Source organism: Arthrobacter ginkgonis, assembly GCF_039540195.1.
In the GTDB taxonomy this organism is placed as follows: Bacteria; Actinomycetota; Actinomycetes; order Actinomycetales; family Micrococcaceae; genus Zafaria; species Zafaria ginkgonis.
The window spans coordinates 131,682-155,650 of record NZ_BAABEO010000023.1; the positions used below are offsets into that span (position 1 = coordinate 131,682).

Sequence of the window (23,969 nt, forward strand, 5' to 3'; positions counted from 1 at the left end):
CGGGCCCTGAATCCCGCAACAACCTTCGTCGAAACGAGGCTGCGGGACTGGTGGCTTCGGTGAAATCGGCGGCGGGACGGTGGCGCCCGGCGGAGGGCGTCTCTCAACCGTCATCCTTGTATTGGTCCATTGACACAAGATTGCCTTCCTGCTTGTATCGAGACATTGATACAAGTTGCCATTAGGGCAAGGCAGGGGGAGTCGTGGCCATCGCGGCGTTGCTGGTTGTTGTGCTTCTGGTGGGGTGGCTGGGGTGGCTGCTTGCCCGTCCGTTGCCGCGGTGGTCCGCATTGGCCGGGATCCTGCCGGCCGAGGCGCCGTCCGCCGGAGCGGAAGCGGCGGCCCTGATCGCGGCCGAGCGCCGGCGCCACCTGGTGGCGCTGCTCGTCGGCGGGGTCGCCGGGGTGGCATGTTGGTGGGCCCAGGCCTCCAATTCGCGGCTGGTCGGGCTTCCGGTCCTCATCGTTCCGCTGGTGGTGTGGATCGGATGGGCTGCGGTCCTCTCGCTGCCCGCCGCCCGGCCGCCGGCAGTTCCGGACGGCGGGACCCGCAGCGCCGACCTGACGGTGCGCTCCGCACGAACCTTCGGCCCCGCGTGGGCGCTGCCCCTTCCCGCGTTCCTGGCCTTGCTCGTCGCCGGCGGCACCGCAATCGCCGGAATGGTGTCCGGCACGGACGAAACCGGGCGCTTTCGGCAACTCGAATATGCCAGCACGGCGTACCAACTGGACCCCACGGGCACCGTGGTGACGGAGATCTTGGCCGGCCAAGGCTCGGCCGGGCCGTTTCCGGGCTGGTACTACGGGGTGCCCATCCTCGGTTTGCTGGTGCTCGGCTGCCTTGCCGGGCTCGGGGCAATGTCCCGGATCGCCTTGCGCCCCCGTCCCGCCGACACCCGTTTGTGGCCGCTGGATGATGCCCTGCGGACCTTGGGGGCCTACGTCGTCACCACCGGGTCCGCGGCCCTGCTCGGCATTCAACTGGGAGTGCTGGGCTTGATGGCGGCCATACCCCTGCGCAGCGCCTCCATGACGGAAAACCTCAGCATCGGCGAGGTCTGGTCCGGCGCGGCCACACCGCAGGGACCGCTGGCCGCACTGGCTCTGGCCACCGCAGGCGGGTCCGTGCTGTTGATCCTGGCCGGTGCCGTCCTAGGCGGGCTGGCCCTGCGCGGCACCGCGGAGCTCGTCCGCTGGCGCCGTACAGCGCGCACGGCCGCGTCCGGGGACCCCTCATGATCACGGTCGATCCCCAATCGGCGCTGCCGCCGGGCGAGCAGATCCGGGCCCAAATCGAGGCCCTGGTGAGGTCAGGGGAACTGGCAGCCGACGCCCGCCTGCCCAGCGTCCGCCAGTTGGCGTCCGACCTGCGCGTCGCCGCCGGCACCGTGGCCCGCGCCTACAAGGAGCTGGAGCAGGCCGGACTGGTGCGCACGGGCCGGGCCGCCGGAACCCGGGTCAACCCCGGGCAGGCCCTTGCCGCCTCCGCGCTGCCCGAGGCTGACGCCTTCGTGGCCGCGGCCCGCCGTGCCGGCCTCAGCCTCCAGGAGGCGCAGTGGACCCTGGCCTCCCGGTGGAAAGGGTGACCGGACAGGGAACGGCGGCGGCGGTGGCTCCCTGACAACTTCGCCAAAGCCACCTGCCGCCGGCTCTCGTTTCGACGAAGGTTGTTGCGGGTTTCGGGCCCTGAATCCCGCAACAACCTTCGTCGAAACGAGGGGGCGGGGCGGTTTCCTTCGCCGAAAAAGAGGGCGCGCCTAGCGGGCCTCGACCACCACTGACTCGCCGTTGACCTCGACGGTGTCGCCCGGGCGAACCTGGCGGCCGCGGCGGGTCTCGATCTCGCCGTTGACCTTCACCAGGCCGTTCTCGATGAACTCCTTGGCCTGGATGCCGTCCTCGGCGAGCGAGGCGAGTTTCAGCAACTGGCCCAGGCGGATGGACTCGTCGCGGATCTGGATGGGGAACGGTGCACTCATGCCATCCATCATCGGGCACCCGCGGCCAGGCTCCCAATTCCGGGCGCCGTTGTCGGGCGCCATTACCGGGCCATGTTGCCGGCTCAAGTGGCCGGGCCGTGTATCACCCCGCGTTCCCGGGGCGCGCCGCGCAGGGTGTATAGATGGAACGAGGCCCGCCGTCGCGGGACGCGGTCCTGCACCCGGAGGACATCACCCCGGCCGAGGTCTTCGGCACCCTCGCCACCCTGCTCGCCGTCTTCGTCGCCTCCTGGCGGCGTGGCGGCCGTCCGCACCCGCGAAAGGCGTGAACCCATGGCTTCCACCACGAAGATTCCGCTGCCCCTCGGCATCGCGCTGGGCCTGGTCGCCGGCCTCGCCATCCCGGCCCAGGCCCGCGTCAACGGGCAGCTCGCCCTGGAGATGCGGGACGGCCTGGGCGCGGCAGTGCTGAGCTTCAGCGTGGGCCTGGTCGTGATGGCGGTCCTTTCCGGGGCCCTGCGGCGGGGCCGCGACGGGCTGGTGCAGCTGCGCCACTCCGTGCGCGAACGCCGCTTCCCCCTCTGGTACATGGCCGCGGGTTGCGTCGGCGCGTACTACGTCCTGGGCCAGAGCTTTGCCGCCCCGTTCACCGGGCTGGCCCTGTTCACGGTCGCCAACGTCACCGGGCTCACCCTGAGCGGGCTGCTGGTGGACCGGCTGGGCATCGGCCCGGGCGGGCGCAGGGACATCAACGGCATCCGCATCGTCGGCTCCGTGCTCACCGTCGCCGCCGTCGTGTGGACGGTTTCCCCGCGCATGGCCACGGCGTCCGACGGCGGCCTGTCCGGCCTGCTGCTGCTTCTGCTGCCGCTCACGGCCGGGTTCCTGATGAGCTTCCAGCAGGCCATGAACGGCACCGCCACCGTGCACTACGGCACCCCGATCACCGCCACGCTGGTCAACTTCATCGCCGGCTGGATCGTGCTGCTGGCCGCATGGCTGGTCTCCGCCGCGTCCAAGGGGTGGCCCGAGTCCCTGCCCAGCGCCGGGTGGTATTACCTGGGCGGGCCGTTGGGGTGCGTGTTCATCGGGCTCGGGGCGGTGGTGGTCCGCCACTTGGGCGTGCTGCTGGCCGGGCTGGCCATGGTCTCCGGGCAGTTGCTCGGTTCGCTGGCTATGGACCTGGCGTTCCCCGCGCCCGGCAGCGTGGTCACCGGCATCACGGTGCTGGGGACGCTGCTGACGCTGCTTGCCGTTTCTGTCGCCGCGCTGCCGACCTCCGCCCGGATGCCTTGGGAGCGCAGGTGACGCGGGGGTTCCCGCCCGCCACCGCGGTGCTGCTCGCGGCGGGAGCCGGAACCCGGCTGGGCCGAGGCCCGAAGGCCCTGCTGCCCTTCCGGGGCGCCCCGCTGGTTTCCCGCCTCGCGGGGGAGTTGCGGGCCGGCGGGTGCGCCGGCGTCGTTGTGGTGCTCGGGGCGGAGGCCGCCCGCGTGCGCGCCGAGGCGGACCTGGCCGGCTGCACCGCCGTGGAGAACCCCGGCTGGGCCGCGGGCATGGGCGGCTCGTTCCGTGCCGGGGTCGAGGCGGCCCCCGCCGGGCACGTGGTGCTGGTGGCGGTGGTGGACCAGCCGGGCCTTGACCGCGCGCTGGTGGCGCGGCTGCTGCGGGCGCACGTCCCCGGCCGGGTCGCCGCCGCCGGATTCGCGGACGACGCCGGCCGCCTGCGCCGGGGGCACCCCGTCCTGTTTGGCCCAGGCCAGGCGCGGGCCGCCGCCGCGCTGGCGGAGGGCGACGCCGGGGCGCGGACCTGGCTGGCACGGAACCCGGAGGCCGTGGACCTGGTGGACTGCTCCGACCTGTCCGACGGCGGGGACGTCGACACCGCCGCGGATCTGTGGAGGCTGGCCTAGCGGCCCGAGCCTGGGCCCGGGAACCTTTCCTCCACGGGTTCCCGTGGCCCGCACCCGGCGGGATAGTGGAGGGGCGGGACCGGTTTGCCCGTACCGGCCAGACCCATCCCCGCAAGGCCCTCAACGCCAAGCCCTCAACGCAAGGAGAGATCCGTGAAGTTCATGTTCATCATGCGCGCCACCGAGGAAGCCCGGGAAGCCGCCATGGATATTCCCCTCGAGGAGATGTTCAACAGGATGGGTGCCTACAACGAGGAGCTGATGAAGGCCGGCGCCGTGGTGGCGGCGGAGGGACTGGCCCCGGCCGAAGAGGGCTTCGTCGTCGACTTTGCGGAAGAGACGCCCACCGCCACCGACGGCGCGTACTGCGGGACGCGCGAGCAGTTCGACGGCTTCTGGATCGTCCGCGTGGCGTCGAAGGAAGAGGCCCTGGAGTGGGCGAAGCGCTGCCCGCTGGGGCCGGGCATGAAGCTGGAAATCCGGCGGGTCCAGGAGTTGGAGGACTTCACGGACCTCGCCGACCACGAGTACTACCAGAAGGAAGCGCAGTGGCGCAGGGAGCTGGGCCAGGCCTGACCCGCGGCGGCGAGGCTACGCCCGGGCGCTGCGGTGCCCGATGCCTGCGCATACCAGGCAGACCAGCGCCGCGGCGGCCAGGCCGGCTCCCAGGTGGATGGTCAGCAGCAGCGCACCCACGCCGGCGCCGGCCAGGATCAGCACCACGGCCAGGGCGCGGCGCGCCCAGAGTTCGCCGGTGCCCCCGGCCAGCCGCGAATCCATGGACAGGCCCGTGATGGTGGAGGTGACCACCACGGTGGTGACGTCCTTGACCCCGAGCGCGCGGGCCGCCGCGGCCTGCATGCCCATGACCGCGCCCAGCACGGCGGTGACGGAGAGCAGCGCGGCCTCCGGAGGATCGTGCCAGACCATGAGCCCGACGCCCAGGCCCAGCACCACCGCCCCCACGAGGGCGAGCAGCCACGTGGTCGCGGACGTCCATTCGCCGGTGCGCCCGCCGAGCGCGCGCCCGCCGGCGACTGCCCCGGCCATGAACGCCGCCAAGGCGAGCAAGGGGCCCACCACGGGCAGGTCGTCGGCGCCGGCCAGGCCCATGCCGAGGATCACCACGTTGCCGGTCATGTTCGCGGTGAACACCCGGTCCAGGCCTAGGTAGCCCACGGCGTCGATGATGCCGGTGGAAAAGGTCAGGGCCAGCATCAGCTGCAGGTGGAGGCGGGGCAGGTTGCGCACGCGGCGCTCGGGGGCGGCGAGGGTTTCAGTCACCGTTTCATCGTAGGCTCGTCAATGAAACACTCATTGCACCGTTTCGTAACAGCCACGTAAAACATCGTCCCTAGGCTGGCGGCAACCGAAGGAGAACCGATGACCGCCATCCTGCAGCCCGGGGAAAACCTGACCCCCGGTGCGCACTACCTTCCCGCCGCCGCGGGCAACGTCCTGTGGGGAAGGCTGCCGTGCGCCGCCGACTCGCCCGTGCTGAAGCTGGATCCGGGCGCCGAAGCGGTCATCGACACCCTCAGCCACGAGGGCATCCTCGAGGACCAGGGCCGCGACCCGCGCGCCTTCTTCGCCGCCCACGGCGTGGACGCGGAGCAGGTGCTGCACGACGCCGTCGCGCTCGCCGCCGGCGAGCACGCCCGGGACCCCGGTGCGGACGGCCCGCACGTGGTCACCGGCCCCATCCACGTCGCCGGGGCCCGTCCCGGGGACCTGCTCAAGATCACCGTCGCGGGACTGGAGCGGCGGGTGCCCTACGGCGTCGTCTCCAACCGGCACGGCCGCGGCGCGCTGCCGGGGGAGTACCCGCGCACCCCCGGCACCGTGAGCGTCTTCGCCGGAGTCGAGGAAACCGCCAGCGGCGCCTTCGGCACCCCCACCCCCCGTGCCTTCGGCACGATGGCCCCGTTCGCCGGGGCCGAGCGCAGCATCCGCTTCCCGCTGAACCCGTTCCTGGGCACCATGGGCGTGGCCGTCGCCTCGGACACCCGTCCGCACTCGGTCCCGCCGGGCCGCCACGGCGGCAACATCGACATCAACCTGCTCACCGAGGGGGCCGCGCTCTACCTGCCGGTGCAGGTCGACGGCGCGCTGGCCTACGTGGGCGATCCCCACTTCGCCCAGGGCGACGGCGAGGTGGCCCTGACCGCGATGGAGGCGAGCCTGCGCGCCCGCCTTCGCTTCGACGTCGTGCCGCGCGAGGACGCGCTGCGGCTCTTCGGCGACCAGCTGGGCCCCGTCGCCGAGACCACTGAACACCTCATCCCCACCGGCATGGACGATGACCTGGACCTGGCCGTCCAGGACTGCGTGCGCGCCGCGATCGCACTGCTCCAGGCGCGCTGGGGGCTGGACGCCGAGCACGCCTACGCCTACCTGAGCGCTGCGACGGACTTCAACATCTCCCAGGTCGTGGACCTGGTCAAGGGCGTGCACGCCCGCATCCGCATCGAGGACTTCGCGGGGGTGGCCAAGTGAGCGCCAACCCGCTCGACTGCCCGCGCCCGGCCGTGAAAGGCCCCGTGATCCCGGGCCTGATGGAGGCGTTCTGGGACTACGAGCGCGCGCTTATGGAGGACGACCTGCCGGCGCTGGACGCGCTCTTCGCGCCCGGCCCGGACACGCTGCGCGGGGACGCCAACGGCCTGCTGGTGGGCCACGACGCGATCAGCGGTTTCCGCGGTTCGCGCGGCGGGGCCCCGAAGCGGCGGATCGTCGCGACGGAGGTCCGCGCGCTGGGAGCCGAGCACGCGGCCATCGTCGCCGTCACCGAACTGCTCGGCGGCGGCCGCGGCCAGCAGACCCAGGTCTGGGTGCGCAACGGCGGCATCTGGCAGGTCGCGGTGGCGCACGTGGCCATCAGCCCGCCGGCCTTCGACCGCCGTATCTGGCGCGCGGTCGGAGATCCGCTGGTGCCCGCAACCGGTGCCGGGCTCCTGGACGGGCAGACCGTCGCGGTCAAGGACCTCTACGCGGTGGCAGGGCAGAGGATCGGGGCCGGCAGCCCGGCGTACCTGGCGCAGGCCGCACCGGAAGCCACGGCGGCGGCGGCGGTCGCCGCGCTGCTGGATGCCGGTGCGTCCGTGAAGGGCCTGGCCGCCACCGACGAGTTCGCGTACAGCCTGGCCGGGACCAATACGCACTACGGCACCCCGCCGAACCCCAAGGCGCCGTTCCGCATCAGCGGCGGGTCCTCCTCCGGCTCCGCGTCGGCGGTGTCGCTGGGGCACGCCGGCATCGGCCTGGGCACGGACACCGGCGGCTCGATCCGGGTGCCCGCCGCCTACCAGGGGCTATGGGGGATCCGCACCACGCACGGGGCGGTGTCCCGCGACGGGCTGGTGCCGCTGGCGCCGAGCTTCGACACGGTCGGCTGGATGGCGCGCACGCCTCGGCTGCTGGCGGCGGTGGGTGAGGTTCTGCTGCCGTCCGCGGAGGATGAACCGGCAGTGTTTTCCGGGCTGCGCACGGTGCCCGGGTTGCTGGAACTGGCGGACGACGACGTGGCGTCCGCGATCCGTGCGGCGCTGGACGGGTGGGGCACGGAGATGCCCGTCGAGGAAACCAGCCCCATCGATCCGGACCTGCACCGCGCCTGGCTGAAGGCGTTCCAGGTCATTCAGGGCCGCGAGGCCTGGGCGGGGCTGGGCGAATGGAAGGGGCACGGCGAGTGGGTCGGCCGGCACTGGGACGACCTGGCCCCCGACGTGGCCGGGCGGTTCCGGACGGCGTCGGCCCTCACGGACGGCCAGGAGGCCGCCGCCCGCGGGCTTGGGGCCCAGGCGCGCCGAACCATCCGCGCCCTGGTCGGCGACGGCATCCTGGTGGTTCCGTCCGCGGCGTCCGTGGCCCCGCTGGCCAGGGATTCGGCCGCCGGGGGAGGGGCCATTGAGCGCCAGCGGGAGCGCACCCTGATGCTGACCTGCCTGGCCGGGCTCGCGGGCCTGCCGGCGGTGAACGTGCCGCTGGAAACCGAGGACGGCCTGCCCTGCGGGGTGTCGCTGGTCGGGGCGGCGGGGTCCGATGCGGCGCTGCTGTCCCACGCGCTGCGGCTGGGCGGGGGCTGAATCCTCCGGGCACACGCTCAACATTGTTGAACAATCTGGGTTTCTCGTGCATCCTTGAGGAAAAGGCATCACGAGACAGGGATCACCATGGCATCAATCGACCTGAACAGCGACGTCGGGGAGTCCTTCGGCAACTGGAGCATGGGCGACGACGCCGCGATCTTCAGGTCCGTCTCCAGCGCCAACGTGGCGTGCGGCTTCCACGCCGGGGACCCCTCGACTATCGCCCAGACGTGCCGGGACGCCGTCGCCGCCGGCATCGTTATCGGGGCCCACGTGGGGTACCGGGACCTGGCGGGATTCGGGCGCCGGTTCCTGGACTGTTCCCCCACCGAACTGGCCGACGACGTCCTCTACCAGATCGGCGGCCTCGAGGCCCTAGCCCGCGCCGCCGGAGGAAAGGTGCGCTACGTCAAGCCGCACGGCGCCCTGTACAACACGATCGTCAACCACGAGGCGCACGCCCAGGCCGTCGTCGACGCGGTGAAGGCGTTCGGGGCGGACCTGCCGCTGCTGCTCCTTCCCGGGTCCCTCGCCCTGGCCAAGGCCGAGGCGGCCGGCCTGCGCGGCGTCGCCGAGGCGTTCGCGGACCGCGCATACAACCCCGACGGCACCCTGGTGTCCCGCCGGGAGGCCGGCGCGGTCCTGCACGACGCCGCCCAGGTCACCGCGAACATGGTCCGCCTCGCCACGGAGGGCACGATCGTCGCCCGCGACGGATCGCTGATCGAAACCTCCGCTGAAAGCATCTGCCTGCACGGGGACACCGCCGGCGCCGTGGCGATGGCGGCCTCCGTGCGCGCCGGCCTTGAGGCCGCCGGCGTCGGCATCAAGGGCTTCGTATGAGTCGGCCCATCCGCTGGGCCGGAACGCGGGCGTTGCTGGTCGAACTGCCCTCGCTCGAGGCCGTGGTGGCCCTGCACGGCGTGCTGGCCGAGGATCCGCTGCCCGGACAGGTGGAAGTGCTCGCCGCCGCCGAAACCGTGCTCATCCGCTTCGCCTCCCGCGCGGCCGCGCTGGCGGGACGCGCGGCCGTCGACCGCCTCGACGTCGGCGACGCCCGGGCCCTGGCCGGGCGCACGGTGGAGATCGACGTCGTCTACGACGGCGCGGACCTGGCCGAGGTGGGCCGCCTGACCGGCCTCGGTCCCGACGGCGTGGTCGCCGCACACACCGGCCGGCTGTGGACCGCGGCCTTCGGCGGCTTCGCCCCCGGGTTCAGCTACCTGGCCGACGGCGAACCCGCCCTGGAGGTTCCGCGCCGGAACATCCCGCGCACGGCGGTTCCGGCCGGCTCCGTGGCGCTCGCCGGGCGGTTTTCCGCGGTCTACCCGCGCCGTTCCCCTGGAGGCTGGCAGCTGATCGGCCACACCACGCAGCCGATGTGGGACCTCTCCCGTGAATCGCCCGCCCTGATCCGGCCCGGCGACCGGGTCCGCTTCACCGCCGTCCGCGAGGCGATCAGCGTCGAAGCGACCGAAGCGACCGGAGCGGCCGGAGCGGATCAAGCCTCCGAAGGGGACGGCGCCCGCCCGGCGGATGCTCCGGCGGGGACCCTCGAGGTGCTCGACGCCGGCCTGCAGTCCCTGGTCCAGGACCTGGGGCGCCCCGGACTGGGCGACCTGGGCGTCAGCGCCTCCGGCGCGGCCGACGCCTCCTCCGCGCGGCAGGCCAACCGGCTGGTCGGCAACGCCCCCGGTGCGGCGGTCGTGGAAAACCTGCTCGGGTCCCTCCGCTTGAGGGCGCACGGGGACCACGTCCTGGCCGTCGCCGGGGCGCGCGTGGACTTGGAAATCACTCCGGGCGAGATCGAGCCGGGCCAGGGCGGCCCCGCGCGGCATCCGAGCCAGGACGCGCCCTTTGCCCTGCTCGACGGCGAGACGCTGTCCCTCGGGGCGGCCACGGCGGGGCTGCGCCCCTACGTTGCCGTCCGGGGCGGGGTGGCGGTTCCCGCCGTGCTCGGCAGCCGGTCCACCGACGCGATGTCCGGCCTCGGCCCGGACCCCCTGGCAGCGGGCATGCTCCTGCCGGTGGGATCGGCCCGGCCCGGCCAGGCCGTGGGGGAGTCGGAACCGACCGCGCTGCGTATCACCCCCGGCGCAGTGGCCGTCCTCCGCGTGGTTCCCGGCCCGCGCGAGGACTGGTTCGGCGCGGACGGGCTCTCCCGGCTCACCGGCCAGGAGTGGACGGCCAGTTCCGAATCCAACCGCATCGGCCTGCGCCTAACCGCCGGCGCGGGCGGACGTCCGCTGGAACGCGTTCGCGCCGGCGAGCTCGCCAGCGAGGGGGCCGTCCCCGGCTCGCTCCAGGTCCCGCCGTCGGGCCTTCCCGTCGTCTTCCTGGCCGACCACCCGGTGACCGGCGGCTATCCGGTGATCGCCGCCGTCGTCCCGGAAGACCTGCCGGTGGCCGCCCAACTGCCGCCGGGCACCGCCATCCGCTTCCAACTGGTGGACCCGGACACGCTGGAACCCAGCTCCTCCTGAACCCGCGGCGCCCGAAGGTGCCGCCTCGACCCACTCTCCCCGGCCCCCGGCCCATCCCGAAGGAACTCCGCATGAATAGGAACTCCGCATGAAGAAGGTCCTCATCGCGAACCGCGGCGAAATCGCCGTCCGCGTCGCCCGCGCCTGCGCCGACGCCGGCCTGCTCTCCGTCGCCGTCTACGCCGATCCCGACGCCGACGCCCTGCATGTGCGGCGGGCCGACGAGGCCTACGCGCTGGGCGGTTCGGCCCCCGCCGAAACCTACCTGGACATGGGCAAGATCATTGCGATCGCCCGGCGTTCCGGGGCGGACGCAGTGCACCCCGGGTACGGCTTCCTGTCGGAAAACGCCGACTTCGCGCAGGCCGTGATCGACGCGGGCCTGACGTGGATCGGCCCGACCCCGGAGGCCATCCGGCTGCTCGGCAACAAGGTCACCGCGCGCGAGGTCGCGGTGCGCGCCGGCGCCCCGCTGGTGCCCGGCTCCGACGGCCCCGTCGCCAACGCGGCCCAGGCCCGCGCGTTCGCCGAGGAGCACGGCCTCCCGATCGCCATCAAGGCGGCCTTCGGCGGGGGAGGGCGGGGACTGAAGATCGCTTGGTCCCTGGACGACGTCGAGGACGCCTTCGACTCGGCCGTGCGCGAGGCCACCGTGGCCTTCGGTCGCGGGGAGTGCTTCGTCGAGCGCTTCCTGGACAAGCCGCGCCACATCGAGGCGCAGGTCCTGGCCGACACCCACGGCAACGTCGTCGTCGTCGGCACCCGGGATTGTTCGCTGCAGCGGCGCCACCAAAAGCTCGTGGAGGAGGCTCCGGCCCCCTTCCTGACCCCGTCGCAGCGCGAACGGATCCACGCCTCCGCGAAGGCCATCTGCCGCGAGGCCGGCTACCACGGCGCGGGGACCGTCGAGTACCTGCTGGCCGTCGACGGGACGATCTCCTTCCTCGAGGTCAACACGCGCCTGCAGGTCGAGCATCCGGTGACGGAGGAGACCACCGGCGTGGACCTGGTCCAGGAGCAGTTCCGGATCGCCGCCGGCGGGGAGCTCCCCTTCACCACGGATCCGGAGCCCCGGGGCCATTCGTTCGAGTTCCGGCTCAACGCGGAGGATCCGGCCCGCGGGTTCCTGCCGGGCCCGGGCACCATCACCGCCTTCGAGGCACCCACCGGGCCGGGCCTGCGCATCGATTCGGGCGTGCGCACCGGGTCCACCATCCCCGGGCAGTACGACTCCCTGGCGGCCAAGCTCATCGTCACGGGCGCCGACCGCGCCCAGGCCCTGCGCCGGGCCCGGACCGCGCTCGACGAAATGGTCATCGACGGCATTCCCACGGTGCTTCCTTTCCACCGCGCCGTGGTCCGCGAACCGGCCTTCACCGACGAGGACTCGCTGGGGATCTACACCACCTGGATCGAGTCGGAGTTCGCGGAGCCGCTGGCCGCCTCCCCGCAGATCGCCGCCGCCGTGGACGCCGCGCGGAGCGAGCTGACGATCGAGCTCGACGGCAAGGCCGTGCGGCTGGGGCTGCCGGCGAAGCTGCTCGGGGCGCTGCTCGACGGCGGCGGCAGCGCGGACGCCCCCGCGGCCGCGGATTCCGGGCAGGGCGCCGCGCAGGATCCCGGCGCCTTGGCGTCGCCCATGAGCGGGAACATCGTCAAGTGGGTTGCGGACGAAGGCGCGGTGGTCGAGGCCGGCGACCCGCTGCTGGTCCTGGAGGCAATGAAGATGGAGACCACCATCAACGCGCACCGCCGCGGCACGCTGGCCCGGGGCGACCTGCAAACGGGCACGCCCGTGGCCCGCGGCGACGTCCTGGCCGTGATCTCCTAGGCGTCGGGTCCCGGCCTTCCGTCCCGGTAGATTGGGATCATGTCGATCGATAGCGCACTGCAGGGCGGTTCGGCCCCCGGCCAGGCCACCCACGCCCACACGGGAGAGTGGGTGGCCGGCGTGCTGCGCGCCAGGATTGCGGACGGGCAACTGCTGCCGGGGGCAAAGCTTTCGGAGCAGGCGCTCTCCGAGTCGCTGTCCGTTTCCCGCAACACGCTGCGCGAGGCCTTCACGGTGCTCGCGGGCGAGGCCGTGGTCACGCGCATCCCCAATCGCGGCGTTTTTGTGGCCTCGCCGGGCCCCGCCGAAATCCGCGAGATCTACCGCGTCCGGCGCATGATCGAACCCGCCGTCGCACTCTGGGCCACGGACCTGGACCTTGACGGGATGGGACGCATCGTGGGGGAGGCCCGCGCGGCCAGGGAGCGTGGGGACGTGCCGGCGATGGCCGGCGCCAACCAGGAGTTCCACCAGGCCCTCATCCGGGGCAGCGGCAGCATCCAGCTCCAAACCCTCATGCAGCAGGTGCTGGCGCAGATGCGGCTGGTGTTCCACACGATGGTCGACGCCCCCGACTTCCACACGCAGTACGTCGAGCTCAACGCCGCACTCGTCAGGATGCTGCGGGCCGGGGACCGGCTGGGCGCCGCCGAGTACCTGCGCGCCTACCTGGACCGGGCCGAGGCCGAACTGCTCGGGCACATGGCTGCCCGCAGCTGACGCAAGGCGCACCCCGGCAACCCGCCGCCGCCCCGGCGTCGTGGGCCTCCGAACACGCCACAGGCGGCGCCATCCGGTGAAGGATGGCGCCGCCTGTGGTGTTGTGTTGCGAGGGCGTTGTCCGGTGCCGCGCCGCGGACGGGCTACGGGACCAGGTAGTCCGTGTCGCGCGCGTCGGTGATGAGCATGTGGCCGGGCGCGTGGCCGATGGCAAGGGCCGGCCGCGATTCCATGACCGCAGCCTGGGGAGTGACCCCGCAGGCCCAGAACACCGGCAGGTGGCCGTCCGGGATCCGCACGGCATCGCCGAAATCGGGTTTGCCCAGGTCCGCGATGCCGAGTTCGCGCGGATCACCCACGTGGACCGGGGCGCCATGGACGGCCGGGTAGCGCGAGGTGATGCGGACGGCGTCGGCCACCTGAGCGGCGGGGATGGGCCGCATCGATACGACCATCCTTCCGTCCAGGGAGCCCGCGGACGTGTAGCGGCGGTTGGTCCGGTACATCGGCACGTTCACGCCCTGGTCGATGTGGGCGATCGAAATGCCGCCCGCTTGGAGGGCGGATTCGAAGGTGAAGGAACATCCCACGATGAACGTGACCAGGTCGTCGCGCCAGTACCCGGTGATGTCGGTCGGTTCTGCGACCTTCTCGCCGTCGACGTAGACGATGTAGCGCGGCACGTCGGTGCGGATGTCGCCGCCGGCCAGCAGCGGGCCCGTCGTCTCGCCGGCGTCGAGGACGCCGAGGATCGGGCACGGCTTCGGGTTCCGCTGCGCGAAGAGCAGCATGTCGAAGGCCAGGTCCTTCGGCACGATGATCAGGTTGGCCTGGGCGTAGCCCCGCGACCAGCCGGCCGTGGGGACGGCGAGCCCGGAACGGAACGCCGCGCGGGCTGCCACCGGGCCGACGGCGCCCGGATCACGCGGCAGCGCGGGGGCGGTCACGCTCAGCTCCACAGCGCGCTCAATCCGGCCAGCGAGTTCCACCCGAGGTAGACGGTCAGGAGCCAGGCGAGCACACCGATGCAGAACAGCCACTTCGGGTACTTGTAGCCGTGCATCAGGTCCCTGCGCCGGAGGGCGACCCAGAGCAGGACGCCGAAGCCGACCGGCAGGATCAGGCCGTTGAAGGCGCCGGCGAAGATCAGCAGGGTCTGCGGAGCCTGGCCGAGCAGGACGTAGACCACGGCGCAGAACGCGATGAATGCGACGGTGATGAGGTTGCGGGTGCGCTCCGGGGTGGTGCTCTTGGTGACGAAGGAGACGGAGGTGTAGGCGGCACCGATGACCGAGGTCAGCGCAGCGGCCCAGAGGATCACGCCGAACATGCGCACGCCGATCTCGCCGGCGGCCGCGCCAAACGCCTCGGCGGCCATGTTGTCGCTCGTCAGGGCGACACCACCGGCGACGACGCCGAAGATCGCCAGGAACAGCAGCACGCGCATGACGCCGGTGACCAGGATTCCCAGGATGGAGCCGTTGCTGATGGCCTTGACGTTCTCCACGCCGTGAACGCCCGAATCGATCATGCGGTGGGCGCCGGAGTAGGTGATGTAGCCGCCGACGGTGCCGCCGATGAGGGTGGTGATCACCAGGAAGTCCACCTGTTCGGGCAGGACCGTGTTCTTCAGCGCTTCCCCGACCGGCGGCGCCGCGACGATCGCCACGTACAGCATCAGGAGGATCATGATGGCGCCCAGCAGAACCACGATGCGGTCAAGCGCCAGGCCGGCCTTCTTCGACAAGAAGACCATGACCGCGATGGCCGCCGAGATGGCGCCGCCGACCTTCGGGTCCAGCCCCAGCATGGCGTTCATGCCCAGTCCGGTGCCGGCGATGTTGCCGATGTTGAAGACGACGCCACCCACGAACACCAGCGCCGCGAGGAACCAGCCGACCCCGGGCAGGACCTTGTTGCCCAGGTCGTGGGCGCGGGTGCCGGAGATGCCGATGATGCGCCACACGTTCAGTTGGACGGCGATGTCGACGAGGATCGAGACCAGGATCGCGAAGGCGAAGGCCGCCCCCAGCTGGACGGTGAAGACCGTGGTTTGGGTGATGAAGCCGGGGCCGATGGCGCTGGTGGCCATCAGGAACATCGCGCCCAGGAGCGCCGTGCGTTGCCCTGACTTGCTCAGCGCGGGCTTGGTTTCGGTAATTGCCATGGTCCATCCATCTGTTCCGGGTGACAGCAGTCACAGCCAGTGGTCTTTGGAACCTTATCTTTTGTTGAACAATTTAAGCAAGATATTGTTCAACAACCCACGGAGAATTTGCCTCCGCGCAACCTCCGGGTGGCAAGAGCCTGCGGCGCCCCTGCCGCGGACCGTCCTGGCCATGGAGCGCGGTCCGAGGGGGCGGCCGCTGCTAGGCTCCGGCCATGGGTGACGGTTCGTGGGTGAAAAAGGCGGCCGCGATCTTTCCCTGGGCGGTCGCCATGATGCTCATCCTGGCCTTAAGCATCCTCTTCAGCGGCGCCCAGATCGGACAGTGCGCCGAGTATGTCGCGGAAACCGGCATTGAAGGCGACTGCACCATTGGGCCCGCACTCAACCTTCCCGGCGCGTGGATCTGGGGCGCGGCCAGCGTCGTCGCCCTGTCCTACTGCGGGTATCGAATCCTTCGGGCCGGACGGGGACAATAGGCCCAGAAGCTTCATGGGCACCGGGAGGTAGCTGTGGCGGACAGAGTGCCCCGAAGGCCCCTGGGCGGGGCGTCCGGGCCGCTGGTGGTTGGAATCATTCCCAACCAGCATCCCGAAGTGGTGATGGAGGCCCGGGCGCTGTCCGACGCCCTGAACCGGCCGATCATTTTTGCCTACGTCGAGCCCAACAGCTATCTGGTCGAGTGGGACCTGAAATCGGACATCGAGTACCTGTCCCTGCATCCGCAGGAGATCGACGAGGACATCAGCGCGGACGTCGCACTGATCCTAGCCACCCTCTGGAGGGCGATGGAGGGGGCCGCGCTGCCCTGGCGGTTTCGGGTCCTGGCCGGCGACCCGGCCAAGGCCTTGGCCCGGCTGGCCCGGGAGGCGCGTGCCTCGATGATCGTCGTCGGTACCCGGGAACCCGGTGTGGGCCCCCTCCTTTCGGAGTTCCTGGGCGGATCCACCGCCGCGCACCTGACCGAGCAGCAGCTCCTCCCGGTCCTGGTCGTCCCCGTCGTGGCGATCGGATAGGACGCCGCCCGGCTACGCGCGTTTCGCCCACTGCGGACCGGCATGGCGTCCCTGAGGAGCGCCTTGGAACAAGAGTTACAAGGCGTTAACGGTGCGGAAACGGCGAGTTCCGCCGATTTTCCTAGCCTGTAGGGGAGGGTGGCGCCCGCAGCCGCCCCGGAACCACGTCCCTGACGGGGCAGGACGGATGCCGCATGGACCTGCAGGCCTTCAATTCGGCCGAACGCGCCGAGGTGGTGGAACTTGCCGCCACCTGTGCCCCGATCCCGCGCTGGTGCGGCGCGCTTGCCGATGCCCGGCCCTATGCCGGCAGGGAAGACCTGCTTCGGGATGCGGCCGCCCTGGCCGCCACCTGGACCGACGTCGAGGTGGATGCCGCCCTGGCCCACCATCCGCGAATCGGCGAAAGGATCGAGGCCAACGGCGCCGAGGCCGGTTTCTCCCGCCGGGAGCAGGCCGGCGCCGGGGCGGACGCGGCCTCCGCCGCCGCGTGGGTGGCCGCCAACCGCGAGTACGAGGACCGCTTCGACCGCATCTTCCTCATTCGGGCCGCCGGCCGCACGCAGCAGGAGATGCTGGCCCGCCTGCGCGACCGCCTGGGCAACGATCCCGCCACCGAAGCGCGCGTCCGGGCCGGCCAGCTGGCGGAGATTGCGCTGCTGCGCCTGGAGGCCCAAGTGGTTCCGACCCGCTCTTCCTGACTGTGTTCCAATATTGAAACACCAAAGAAACAATCGTTTCAGTAAGCTGGAAGCGCGGACGCACAGCACCACCGGGCCGAACCACCGGCCCCCGACCCCCACAAGGGAGCACGGCATGACTTTCGAGCAGATCAACCCGCCGCAGAGGCTGCTGATGGGTCCCGGCCCCATCAACGCGGATCCCCGGGTGCTGCGCGCCATGTCCGCGGCCCTCGTTGGGCAGTACGACCCGGCCATGACCGGATACATGAACGAGACCATGGAGCTCTACCGCAGGGTCTTCAGGACCGGGAACCGCCAGACCTTCCTGGTCGACGGCACTTCCCGCGCCGGCATCGAGGCCGCGCTGGTCTCCCTGATCGAGCCCGGCGACACCGTCCTGGTGCCGATCTTCGGCCGGTTCGGCCACCTGCTCAAGGAGATCGCCGAACGCTGCGGGGCCCGGGTCGCCGTCCGCGAAGCCGAATGGGGCCAGGTGTTCACCCCGGCCGCCATCGAGCGGGCCATCGCCGAAACCAAGCCCAAGCTGCTGGCCCTGGTCCAGGGGGACACCTCCACCACCATGAACCAGCCGCTGGAGGAGATCGGCGCCATCTGCGCCCGCCACGGCGTCCTCTTCTACACCGACGCCACCGCCTCGCTGGGCGGCAACGCCTTCGAGATGGACGCCTGGGGCATCGACGCCGCCACCGCCGGCCTGCAGAAGTGCCTCGCCGGCCCCTCCGGCAGCGCGCCGATCAGCCTCTCGCCGCAGGCCGCGGAGGCGATCAACGGCCGCCGCCACGTCGAGGCCGGCATCGCCGACGGCACCGCGGGCGTCGGCACCCGCATCGCCTCCAACTACTTCGACCTCGCCATGGTCATGGACTACTGGGGCGAGCAGCGCCTGAACCACCACACCGAGGCCACCAGCATGCTCTACGGGGCCCGCGAATGCGCCCGCCTGCTGGTGGAGGAGGGTCTGGACAACGCCATCGCCCGCCACAAGCTGCACGGCGACGCGATGCTCGCCGGCCTGCTCGGCATGGGGCTGGAGACCTTTGGCGACACCGCGCACAAGATGAACAACGTGGTAGCGGTCAAGATCCCCGTCGGCATCGACGGCGACGCCGCCCGCGCCGCGCTGCTGGAGGACTACGGCATCGAGATCGGCACCAGCTTCGGCCCGCTGCACGGCTTGGTTTGGCGCATCGGCACCATGGGTTACAACGCCCGCAAGGACGCCGTTATGCTCACCCTGGCCGCGCTGGAGCAGATGCTGCGCACCGCCGGGGCTCCGGTCCTCGCCGGCGGCGGCATCGGAGCGGCCCGCGAGGTCTACGCGGACGCGGCGGCGATCCCGGTGGGGGCCTCCTCGTGAGCGGCAGCGGGGGCGGGGGAGTCCCGCTGGCCGGAACCCGGGCGGCCGGTACGGATGCGGCCGGAACAGCGGGGATTGGGGCGACGACGGCGGCACGAACCGCCGTCGGGCCCTCGCGGCGGACGCTGGAGGCGGCCGCACGGATCATGGCCCGCTGCGAGCAGCTCGCGGGCGTCAGCGCCATGGCCGGGGGAATCGAACGCACCTACCTGACCCCCGAGCACGCGGCCCACAACGCGCTGGCCGCCGGATGGATGGCCGAGGCGGGCCTTGCCACCTGGCAGGACGCGGCCGGCAACCAGTGCGGTCGCCTGGAGGGCTCGATCCCCGGACTGCCGGCGCTGCTGCTGGCCTCCCATCTGGACACCGTCCCGGATGCCGGGAAGTACGACGGCATCCTCGGCGTGCTCATCGCCATCGAAACCGCCGCGCGGCTGCGGACCCGCGCCGGCGAGCTGCCGTTCGCGATCGAGACGGTGGCGTTCGGCGACGAGGAAGGCACCCGCTTCGGCGCCACCCTGCTGGGCAGCCGCGCGCTGGCCGGCACCTGGAACCCTGACTGGTCCGAGCTCGCGGACAGGAACGGCACCGGCATGGAGCAGGCGTTCCGCGATTTCGGGCTGGACCCGGAGCGCATCGGCGAGGCCGCCCGCCGCCCCGAAGACCTGGCCGGGTACCTCGAGGTCCACATCGAACAGGGCCCCTACCTGGAGGAGGCCGGACGGGCGCTGGCCGTTGTCACCTCCATCGCCGGTGCGCGCCGCTTCCACCTGACGGTCACGGGGGAGGCCCGGCACGCCGGCGGCACCCCCTATGAGAAGCGCCGCGACGCCCTCATCGGGGCCAGTCGGGCCGTGCTGGACATCGAGGCGATCGCCCGCGCGGAGGGAGCCATCGCCACGGTGGGCCAGTTCGAGGCCTTCCCGGGGGCGGTGAACGTGGTCCCGGGCCGGGCCGAGTTCAGCCTGGACCTGCGCGCCCGCTCCGACGGGCTGCGCGACCGCGTCTGGGGCCTCATCCTGGAGGCGATGCAGGCCTTCTGCTCCGAGCGGAAGCTGGGGCTCGCCGTGCGGGAGATCCACTCCGCGCCCACCGTGCCCTGCGCGCCGCGGCTGATGGAGGCCGTGCGCGCCGGCATCCGAGCCACGGGGGACGCCGAACCGATGGAGCTGTTCTCCAAGGCCGGGCACGACGCCATGGCCGTGGCCGCGGTGACCGAGATGGCCATGCTGTTCGTCCGCTGCGAGGACGGCATCAGCCACGCACCCGAGGAGTCGGTCACCGTGCAGGACGTGGCCGTGGCGCTGGACGCGTTCGAGGCCGCGGTGCTGGCCGCCGCCGGATTGTGAAGGGCAGGCCGTGAAGGAGTGCGGATGATTCGGGGACAGATAGGGTTTCAGGCATGAGCAGTGAGACGACGGACGCGGCGCCCCAGCCCGCTTCCTCCACCCGCACCGATGCGCGGATCGATGCCCGCATCGACGCCCGGTACGCCGGACTTTCCCCTCAGGAACGCGTGGTTGCGGACTTCCTGCTGGAGCACCTGGGCGACCTTGCGGTCTTCAGCGCGGCGGACATCAGCCGCGACACCGGGGTGTCCAAGGCCACCGTGTCCCGGCTGTTCCGCAAGCTCGGCTTCGCCGACTTCAAGGAGGTCAAGGACCACACCCGGGCCATGCGCGGCCAGGGCGTCCCGCTGGCGTCACCCTCGCGCACCGGCGCCGGCGGAACGCCCGACGCCCTGGGCCTGCACTCCGCCAAGGAACGCGAGAACCACGAGCGCCTGGTGGCGCTCCTGTCCGACGGGCGGCTGGACGCCGCCGTCGACCTGCTCTCCGGGGCGCGGAACCTGCTGGTGGTGGGCCTGCGCAACAGCTACCCGGTGGCCCTGCACCTGCACCAGCAGCTGATCCAGATCCGCAGCGGCGTCCGCGTCGCGCCCCAGCCCGGCCAGACCCTGGGTGAGGAACTCGCAGGGGTGGGGAAGGACGACGTCGTCGTGCTGGTCGGGTTCCGCCGCCGCCCGGCGCTCTTCGACCGGCTGGTGCGCCTCCTCGCCGCCTCGCAGGCCGACGTCGTCCTGGTCGGGGACGGGACGGCGCGCAGCTACGCGGCCTCCGCCTCCTGCTGGATCGAATGCCCCATCGACAGCGACGGGGCCTTCGACAGCTACTCCACCGCCATGGCCCTGGTGGGCCTGCTCGCCAACGGTGTCCTCAACCGCCAGGTTTCCACCGGCCGGCGCCGGATCAGCACCATCGCATCCGCCTACGACGACCTGGGCGAGCTCGAAGAGTCCTAGCGGGGCAGGACCGATGAGTCATGGCGGAGCGGAGGAGTCCGGACCGCGCTCCACCCGCTTTTCACGAAAAGTGACGCCTTTGTGCGGGTGCCTCACCGAATCCTGACGGGTAAGTGTGGGTGCGCCAAGGGATTTTGTGCATGGTGAGAAACGTCCACCGGAGGCGGCGCATGGTCGGCGCCTTTCCTTTGCCAGTAGCCGCAGGCAACCTGTCCCCGGATCCGACGGAATGGGGCTTCCATGACGTCGGATCCGGGGACAGCGTTGTACCGCGTCCCCGAGGACGCGAAGCGGCGGACTGGATCACACGCCGTCATACTCACACAATTCCGAAAAGTACCCACACCTACGCGTCAGGATTCGGTGAGGCACCCGCACAAAAGCGTCATTTTCCGGGGGAAGGGCGGTGAGGCGGCGGGGGACGGTGCGGTAAGGATCAGGTGTACCAGGAGGGCTCAGGCAGGCGGCCGAGCAGCTCATACTCGCCGACCTCGCGGCGCTTGTAGGCCACCGGGTCGTGCAGGGAGTGGGTGCGGATGTTGCGCCAGAAGATGTCCAGGCCCACGGCGTTGGAGGTGGCGCGGGCGCCCGTGACCTCGAAGACCCGGTTGGCGGTGTCCAGCGCGACGGCGATGGCGACCTGCTTGGAGGCTGCGATCCGGACCGCCAGCCGCCCGCGGTCCTCGGCGGAGACGGACTCGCGCGGGGCATGCAGCAGCGCGGAGAGTTCCGCATCCACGGTATCGGCGAGCGCCTGCGCGGCCCAGAGCTGGGAGCGCAGGTCGCCGTAGGTCTCCAGGACGTACGCCTCCTCGACGGCGGCTCCCTTCGGATCCGTGGTGTACGGCCAGGCGCGGGTGGTGCCGCGCGTGTAGCTCCCGGCCGTGGTGAGGGCGCCCTCGGCAATGCCCAGGTAGATCGCCGTGAAGATCTGCTGGATCAGCGGCACGTTCAGGGTGTTGTACACCAGGGGACGGAACGTCTTGTCCACGAAGCCTGCCGCCCCGGACCAGTCCACCTCGACGTCGGTGATGGTGACGCCGCCGGATTCGGACAGGCGCTGGCCCAGGTTGTCCCAGTCGCCGCGGAACACGATGCCGGCCTGGGCGGTCGGCACGATGGCGAACACGTGCTCCCCGGTGGGCAGGGCGCCCTCAAGGACCACCAGGTCGGAGACCCGGGCCCCGGTGGTGAAGGACTTGCTGCCGTTGTAGACCAGGGTGTCCCCGCGGTCCTCGATGGCGAGGTCCTGCTCGCGCGGGTTGACGGCTCCGCCGAAGAACAGGTTCTGGCCGGTGTAGAGCTCCTCGACGGCCGCGATCTGCGCGTCGGTCCCGACCAGCCGGGCGGCCCACGCCCAGAGCAGGTGGTAGCCGAGCAGCTGCCCGATCGAGGCGTCCCCGGCGGACACGGAGCGGATCGCCCGCAGCGCCGTGGTCCAGGACTGCCCGCCGCCGCCGTGGGCCTCGGGTCCGAGGAGGACGGTCAGCCGGGAATCCTTCAGCAGCCGGACCTCCGCGTGGGGGACGGCCCCGGCTCGGTCGCGCTCCACCGCATCCAGGGCGAGGATCGAGCCGACCTCCTCCGCGCGGGCGATCCAGGCTTCTGCGGTGGCAGGGTTCGGACGGCCCTCCCACGGGGAGGCGTGGAGGGCTTCGGTCAGGGTGAGCGTCATGGTGGGCGTCCTTGCCGTCGGTGGGTGTTCGGGTGCCGGCGGGGCCGGTTGGGTACCGAGCGTAGGGGGGCCGACGGCGGCGGCGGAAGGGTCCGCGGCGCCGGTGACGGGGCGGGTCCAAACGTGTCGTTCGATGACGCCGAACGCGCCCCGGATGACATTCCGGCCGCCCCTTGCCGCCCCGGCCGGGCCCGGGAAAGCGCAACAAAGGGTCATGCGGCTTCATTGCCTGTCATGTCGGCGCCGGGCGGGGGTGGACGTGCCTAGCCTCGTCGGACCAAGGCACCGGACCCGCACCAGGACCTAGGCCGGTTCGGCCGGAACCACAACACCCGCCGGGAGGCACCGTGACCCAGCAGATCCATCACATCCCCCAGAGTCAGCAGGCCCAACACAACCAGCAGCGCCCGCAGGCCCAGCGTAACCAACGGGCCCAGCAGGGCACGCTCGCGCAGGCGGGCCGCGCCGCCGTCGTCATCGACGGCACCGCGACCCGGACCCGCACGGAACCCGTGTACGCGGATCTGGCCGCGCGGTTCCGCCCCGTCTTTGCCCGCATCGCCCAGGACGCCTCAGCCCGGGAGCAGAACCACGTCCTGCCGGACGCGCAGATCCGCGAGCTCGCGCAGGCCGGCTTCGGGGCGCTGCGGGTCCCGATCGAGGACGGCGGCTTCGGGGCCACGCTGCCTCAGCTGTTTGCGCTGCTGACCGAACTGGCGGCCGCCGACTCCAACATCGCCCAGGCCCTCCGCGGCCACTTCGCGTTCGTCGAGGACCGCCTGGTCGCCGCTCCCGGGCCGGACCGGGGCCGGTGGCTGGAACGCTTCGTGGGCGGCGAGCTGGTGGGCAACTCCTGGACCGAGGTCGGCGCCGTGAAGGTCGGCGACGTCGTCACCAAGGTGGTGCCGGCCCCGGATCTGGGCCCCGGCCGGTTCCGCATCAACGGCACCAAGTACTACTCCACGGGCAGCATCTTCGCCGACTGGCTGGACACCTACGCCGAGCGCACGGACACCGGCGCCCGCGTGATCGCCGCGGTCAGCGCGCACCAGCCGGGGGTCACCCACCAGGACAACTGGGACGGCTTCGGCCAGCGGACCACGGGCTCGGGCACCTCCACCTTCGTGGACGCGGTGGTGGAGGAGGAGGACCTCATCGACTTCGACACCCGGTTCAAGTACCAGACGGCGTTCTACCAGGCCGTGCTGCTGACGGTCCTGGCCGGCAGCGTCCGGGCTGCCCAGCGCGAGTTCTCCGGCGAGGTGCTGGCCCGCACCCGCACGTTCAGCCACGCCGCCGCCCCGCACTGGCGCGAGGACCCGCAGATCCTGCAGGTGGTCGGCGAACTTGCGGCGGCGGGCTTCGCCGGGGAGGCGATCGTCGAGCGGGTGGCCACCGCGCTGCAGGGCGCCTACGAGGGGGCGCTGGCCCTGCGCGCGGGCACCATCTCCCTGGCGGAGGAGGAACGGCTCAACGACCGCGCCGAACTGGCTTCCGCCGAGGGACAGGTCGCCCTGACCCCGCTGGCCGTGGACGCGCTCTCGCACGCCTTCGACGCCCTGGCGGCCTCGGCCACCTCGGTGGAGAAGAACCTGGACCGGCACTGGCGCAATGCCCGCACCGCCGGAAACCACAACCCGTGGGTGTACAAGGCGCGCCTGGTGGGGGACCGCTCCGTCAACGGCACCGAACTGCCGCGGGTGTGGGCGATCGGCGCCTCCCTGTAGGGCCCAGTGGCCTCCGGCGGGCGCCGGGGCACGGACAACGACGGCGGCCG

24 protein-coding genes are annotated in these 23,969 nt (G+C 71.8%); 19 read left to right on the top strand and 5 right to left on the bottom strand.

What is annotated here, in order from left to right:
• Positions 1-203: 203 nt before the first annotated feature.
• Both ABD912_RS16800 and ABD912_RS16805 read left to right on the top strand, forming a co-directional pair.
• Positions 204-1,238 (top strand): hypothetical protein, encoded by a 1,035-nt coding sequence (locus ABD912_RS16800; protein WP_345152581.1) that lies wholly within the window; start codon positions 204-206, stop codon positions 1,236-1,238.
• On the top strand, positions 1,235-1,585 hold the full coding sequence (locus ABD912_RS16805; protein ID WP_345152583.1) for a GntR family transcriptional regulator: 351 nt from the start codon (positions 1,235-1,237) through the stop codon (positions 1,583-1,585). Before ABD912_RS16800 ends, ABD912_RS16805 begins: the two co-directional genes overlap by 4 nt.
• Before the next feature lie 171 nt (positions 1,586-1,756).
• Here the strand turns inward: ABD912_RS16805 and ABD912_RS16810 are convergent, their stop codons facing one another.
• Positions 1,757-1,978: an RNA-binding S4 domain-containing protein gene (locus ABD912_RS16810; RefSeq protein WP_345152585.1), complete on the bottom strand. Its 222-nt coding sequence runs from the start codon at positions 1,976-1,978 to the stop codon at positions 1,757-1,759.
• Between the two features lie 143 nt (positions 1,979-2,121).
• Here ABD912_RS16810 and ABD912_RS16815 point away from each other — a divergent pair, with 143 nt between their 5' ends.
• The 4 genes from ABD912_RS16815 to ABD912_RS16830 all read left to right on the top strand — a co-directional run bounded on the left by ABD912_RS16815 (position 2,122) and on the right by ABD912_RS16830 (position 4,425).
• On the top strand, positions 2,122-2,268 hold the full coding sequence (locus ABD912_RS16815) for a hypothetical protein (protein ID WP_345152587.1): 147 nt from the start codon (positions 2,122-2,124) through the stop codon (positions 2,266-2,268).
• 4 nt (positions 2,269-2,272) lie between these two features.
• A complete protein-coding gene (locus ABD912_RS16820) occupies positions 2,273-3,247 on the top strand; it encodes a DMT family transporter (RefSeq protein WP_345152588.1) in 975 nt (324 codons plus the stop codon).
• A complete protein-coding gene (locus ABD912_RS16825; RefSeq protein ID WP_345152590.1) occupies positions 3,244-3,849 on the top strand; it encodes a nucleotidyltransferase family protein in 606 nt (201 codons plus the stop codon). The genes ABD912_RS16820 and ABD912_RS16825 overlap by 4 nt, the downstream gene beginning before the upstream one ends.
• 162 nt (positions 3,850-4,011) lie before the next feature.
• Complete coding sequence (locus ABD912_RS16830) at positions 4,012-4,425, top strand: YciI family protein (protein WP_345152898.1); 414 nt, start codon at positions 4,012-4,014, stop codon at positions 4,423-4,425.
• Positions 4,426-4,440: 15 nt separating this feature from the next.
• On the opposite strand, the gene ABD912_RS16835 is transcribed toward ABD912_RS16830, so the two are convergent.
• Entirely contained in the window at positions 4,441-5,133 is a 693-nt protein-coding gene (locus ABD912_RS16835) for a YoaK family protein (protein ID WP_345152592.1), read from the bottom strand.
• Positions 5,134-5,232: 99 nt separating this feature from the next.
• Between ABD912_RS16835 and ABD912_RS16840 the strand changes: the two genes are divergently transcribed.
• From ABD912_RS16840 to ABD912_RS16865, 6 genes are all read left to right on the top strand, one after another.
• Positions 5,233-6,345, top strand: coding sequence for an acetamidase/formamidase family protein (locus ABD912_RS16840; RefSeq protein ID WP_345152593.1), 1,113 nt, complete (start codon positions 5,233-5,235; stop codon positions 6,343-6,345).
• Positions 6,342-7,934 carry an AtzH-like domain-containing protein gene (locus tag ABD912_RS16845; RefSeq protein WP_345152595.1) on the top strand — a complete coding sequence of 531 codons (1,593 nt, stop codon included), beginning with the start codon at positions 6,342-6,344 and terminating at the stop codon, positions 7,932-7,934. The genes ABD912_RS16840 and ABD912_RS16845 overlap by 4 nt, the downstream gene beginning before the upstream one ends.
• A gap of 87 nt (positions 7,935-8,021) precedes the next feature.
• The gene (locus ABD912_RS16850; protein ID WP_345152596.1) at positions 8,022-8,780 is read left to right on the top strand and encodes a LamB/YcsF family protein; all 759 of its coding nucleotides are present in this window, start codon (positions 8,022-8,024) and stop codon (positions 8,778-8,780) included.
• Positions 8,777-10,420 (top strand): 5-oxoprolinase subunit B/C family protein, encoded by a 1,644-nt coding sequence (locus tag ABD912_RS16855; RefSeq protein WP_345152599.1) that lies wholly within the window; start codon positions 8,777-8,779, stop codon positions 10,418-10,420. The genes ABD912_RS16850 and ABD912_RS16855 overlap by 4 nt, the downstream gene beginning before the upstream one ends.
• 88 nt (positions 10,421-10,508) lie before the next feature.
• Positions 10,509-12,251 carry an acetyl/propionyl/methylcrotonyl-CoA carboxylase subunit alpha gene (locus ABD912_RS16860; RefSeq protein ID WP_345152600.1) on the top strand — a complete coding sequence of 581 codons (1,743 nt, stop codon included), beginning with the start codon at positions 10,509-10,511 and terminating at the stop codon, positions 12,249-12,251.
• A 39-nt stretch (positions 12,252-12,290) separates the two neighbouring features.
• Entirely contained in the window at positions 12,291-12,971 is a 681-nt protein-coding gene (locus ABD912_RS16865; RefSeq protein ID WP_345152601.1) for a GntR family transcriptional regulator, read from the top strand.
• A 143-nt stretch (positions 12,972-13,114) separates the two neighbouring features.
• Here the strand turns inward: ABD912_RS16865 and ABD912_RS16870 are convergent, their stop codons facing one another.
• Together ABD912_RS16870 and ABD912_RS16875 are read right to left on the bottom strand one after the other, a co-directional pair.
• Positions 13,115-13,918 (bottom strand): putative hydro-lyase, encoded by an 804-nt coding sequence (locus tag ABD912_RS16870; RefSeq protein ID WP_425548092.1) that lies wholly within the window; start codon positions 13,916-13,918, stop codon positions 13,115-13,117.
• A 2-nt stretch (positions 13,919-13,920) separates the two neighbouring features.
• A complete protein-coding gene (locus ABD912_RS16875; RefSeq protein ID WP_345152602.1) occupies positions 13,921-15,138 on the bottom strand; it encodes an NRAMP family divalent metal transporter in 1,218 nt (405 codons plus the stop codon).
• Positions 15,139-15,353: 215 nt separating this feature from the next.
• On the opposite strand from ABD912_RS16875, the gene ABD912_RS16880 reads away from it, so the two are divergent.
• From ABD912_RS16880 to ABD912_RS16905, 6 genes are all read left to right on the top strand, one after another.
• Positions 15,354-15,617: a hypothetical protein gene (locus tag ABD912_RS16880; protein ID WP_345152603.1), complete on the top strand. Its 264-nt coding sequence runs from the start codon at positions 15,354-15,356 to the stop codon at positions 15,615-15,617.
• Positions 15,618-15,701: 84 nt separating this feature from the next.
• Positions 15,702-16,154 (top strand): universal stress protein, encoded by a 453-nt coding sequence (locus ABD912_RS16885; RefSeq protein ID WP_345152604.1) that lies wholly within the window; start codon positions 15,702-15,704, stop codon positions 16,152-16,154.
• Positions 16,155-16,348: 194 nt separating this feature from the next.
• Complete coding sequence (gene uraD / locus ABD912_RS16890) at positions 16,349-16,855, top strand: 2-oxo-4-hydroxy-4-carboxy-5-ureidoimidazoline decarboxylase (RefSeq protein ID WP_345152605.1); 507 nt, start codon at positions 16,349-16,351, stop codon at positions 16,853-16,855.
• Positions 16,856-16,970: 115 nt separating this feature from the next.
• Complete coding sequence (locus tag ABD912_RS16895; RefSeq protein WP_345152607.1) at positions 16,971-18,215, top strand: pyridoxal-phosphate-dependent aminotransferase family protein; 1,245 nt, start codon at positions 16,971-16,973, stop codon at positions 18,213-18,215.
• Positions 18,212-19,564 (top strand): allantoate amidohydrolase, encoded by a 1,353-nt coding sequence (locus ABD912_RS16900; RefSeq protein WP_345152609.1) that lies wholly within the window; start codon positions 18,212-18,214, stop codon positions 19,562-19,564. Before ABD912_RS16895 ends, ABD912_RS16900 begins: the two co-directional genes overlap by 4 nt.
• Positions 19,565-19,617: 53 nt before the next feature.
• Entirely contained in the window at positions 19,618-20,517 is a 900-nt protein-coding gene (locus tag ABD912_RS16905) for a MurR/RpiR family transcriptional regulator (RefSeq protein ID WP_345152611.1), read from the top strand.
• Between the two features lie 436 nt (positions 20,518-20,953).
• On the opposite strand, the gene ABD912_RS16910 is transcribed toward ABD912_RS16905, so the two are convergent.
• Positions 20,954-22,192, bottom strand: a complete 1,239-nt coding sequence (locus ABD912_RS16910) for an acyl-CoA dehydrogenase family protein (protein ID WP_345152614.1) — start codon at positions 22,190-22,192, stop codon at positions 20,954-20,956.
• 347 nt (positions 22,193-22,539) lie between these two features.
• Between ABD912_RS16910 and ABD912_RS16915 the strand changes: the two genes are divergently transcribed.
• Positions 22,540-23,919, top strand: coding sequence for an acyl-CoA dehydrogenase family protein (locus tag ABD912_RS16915; protein WP_345152616.1), 1,380 nt, complete (start codon positions 22,540-22,542; stop codon positions 23,917-23,919).
• Positions 23,920-23,969: the final 50 nt, after the last annotated feature.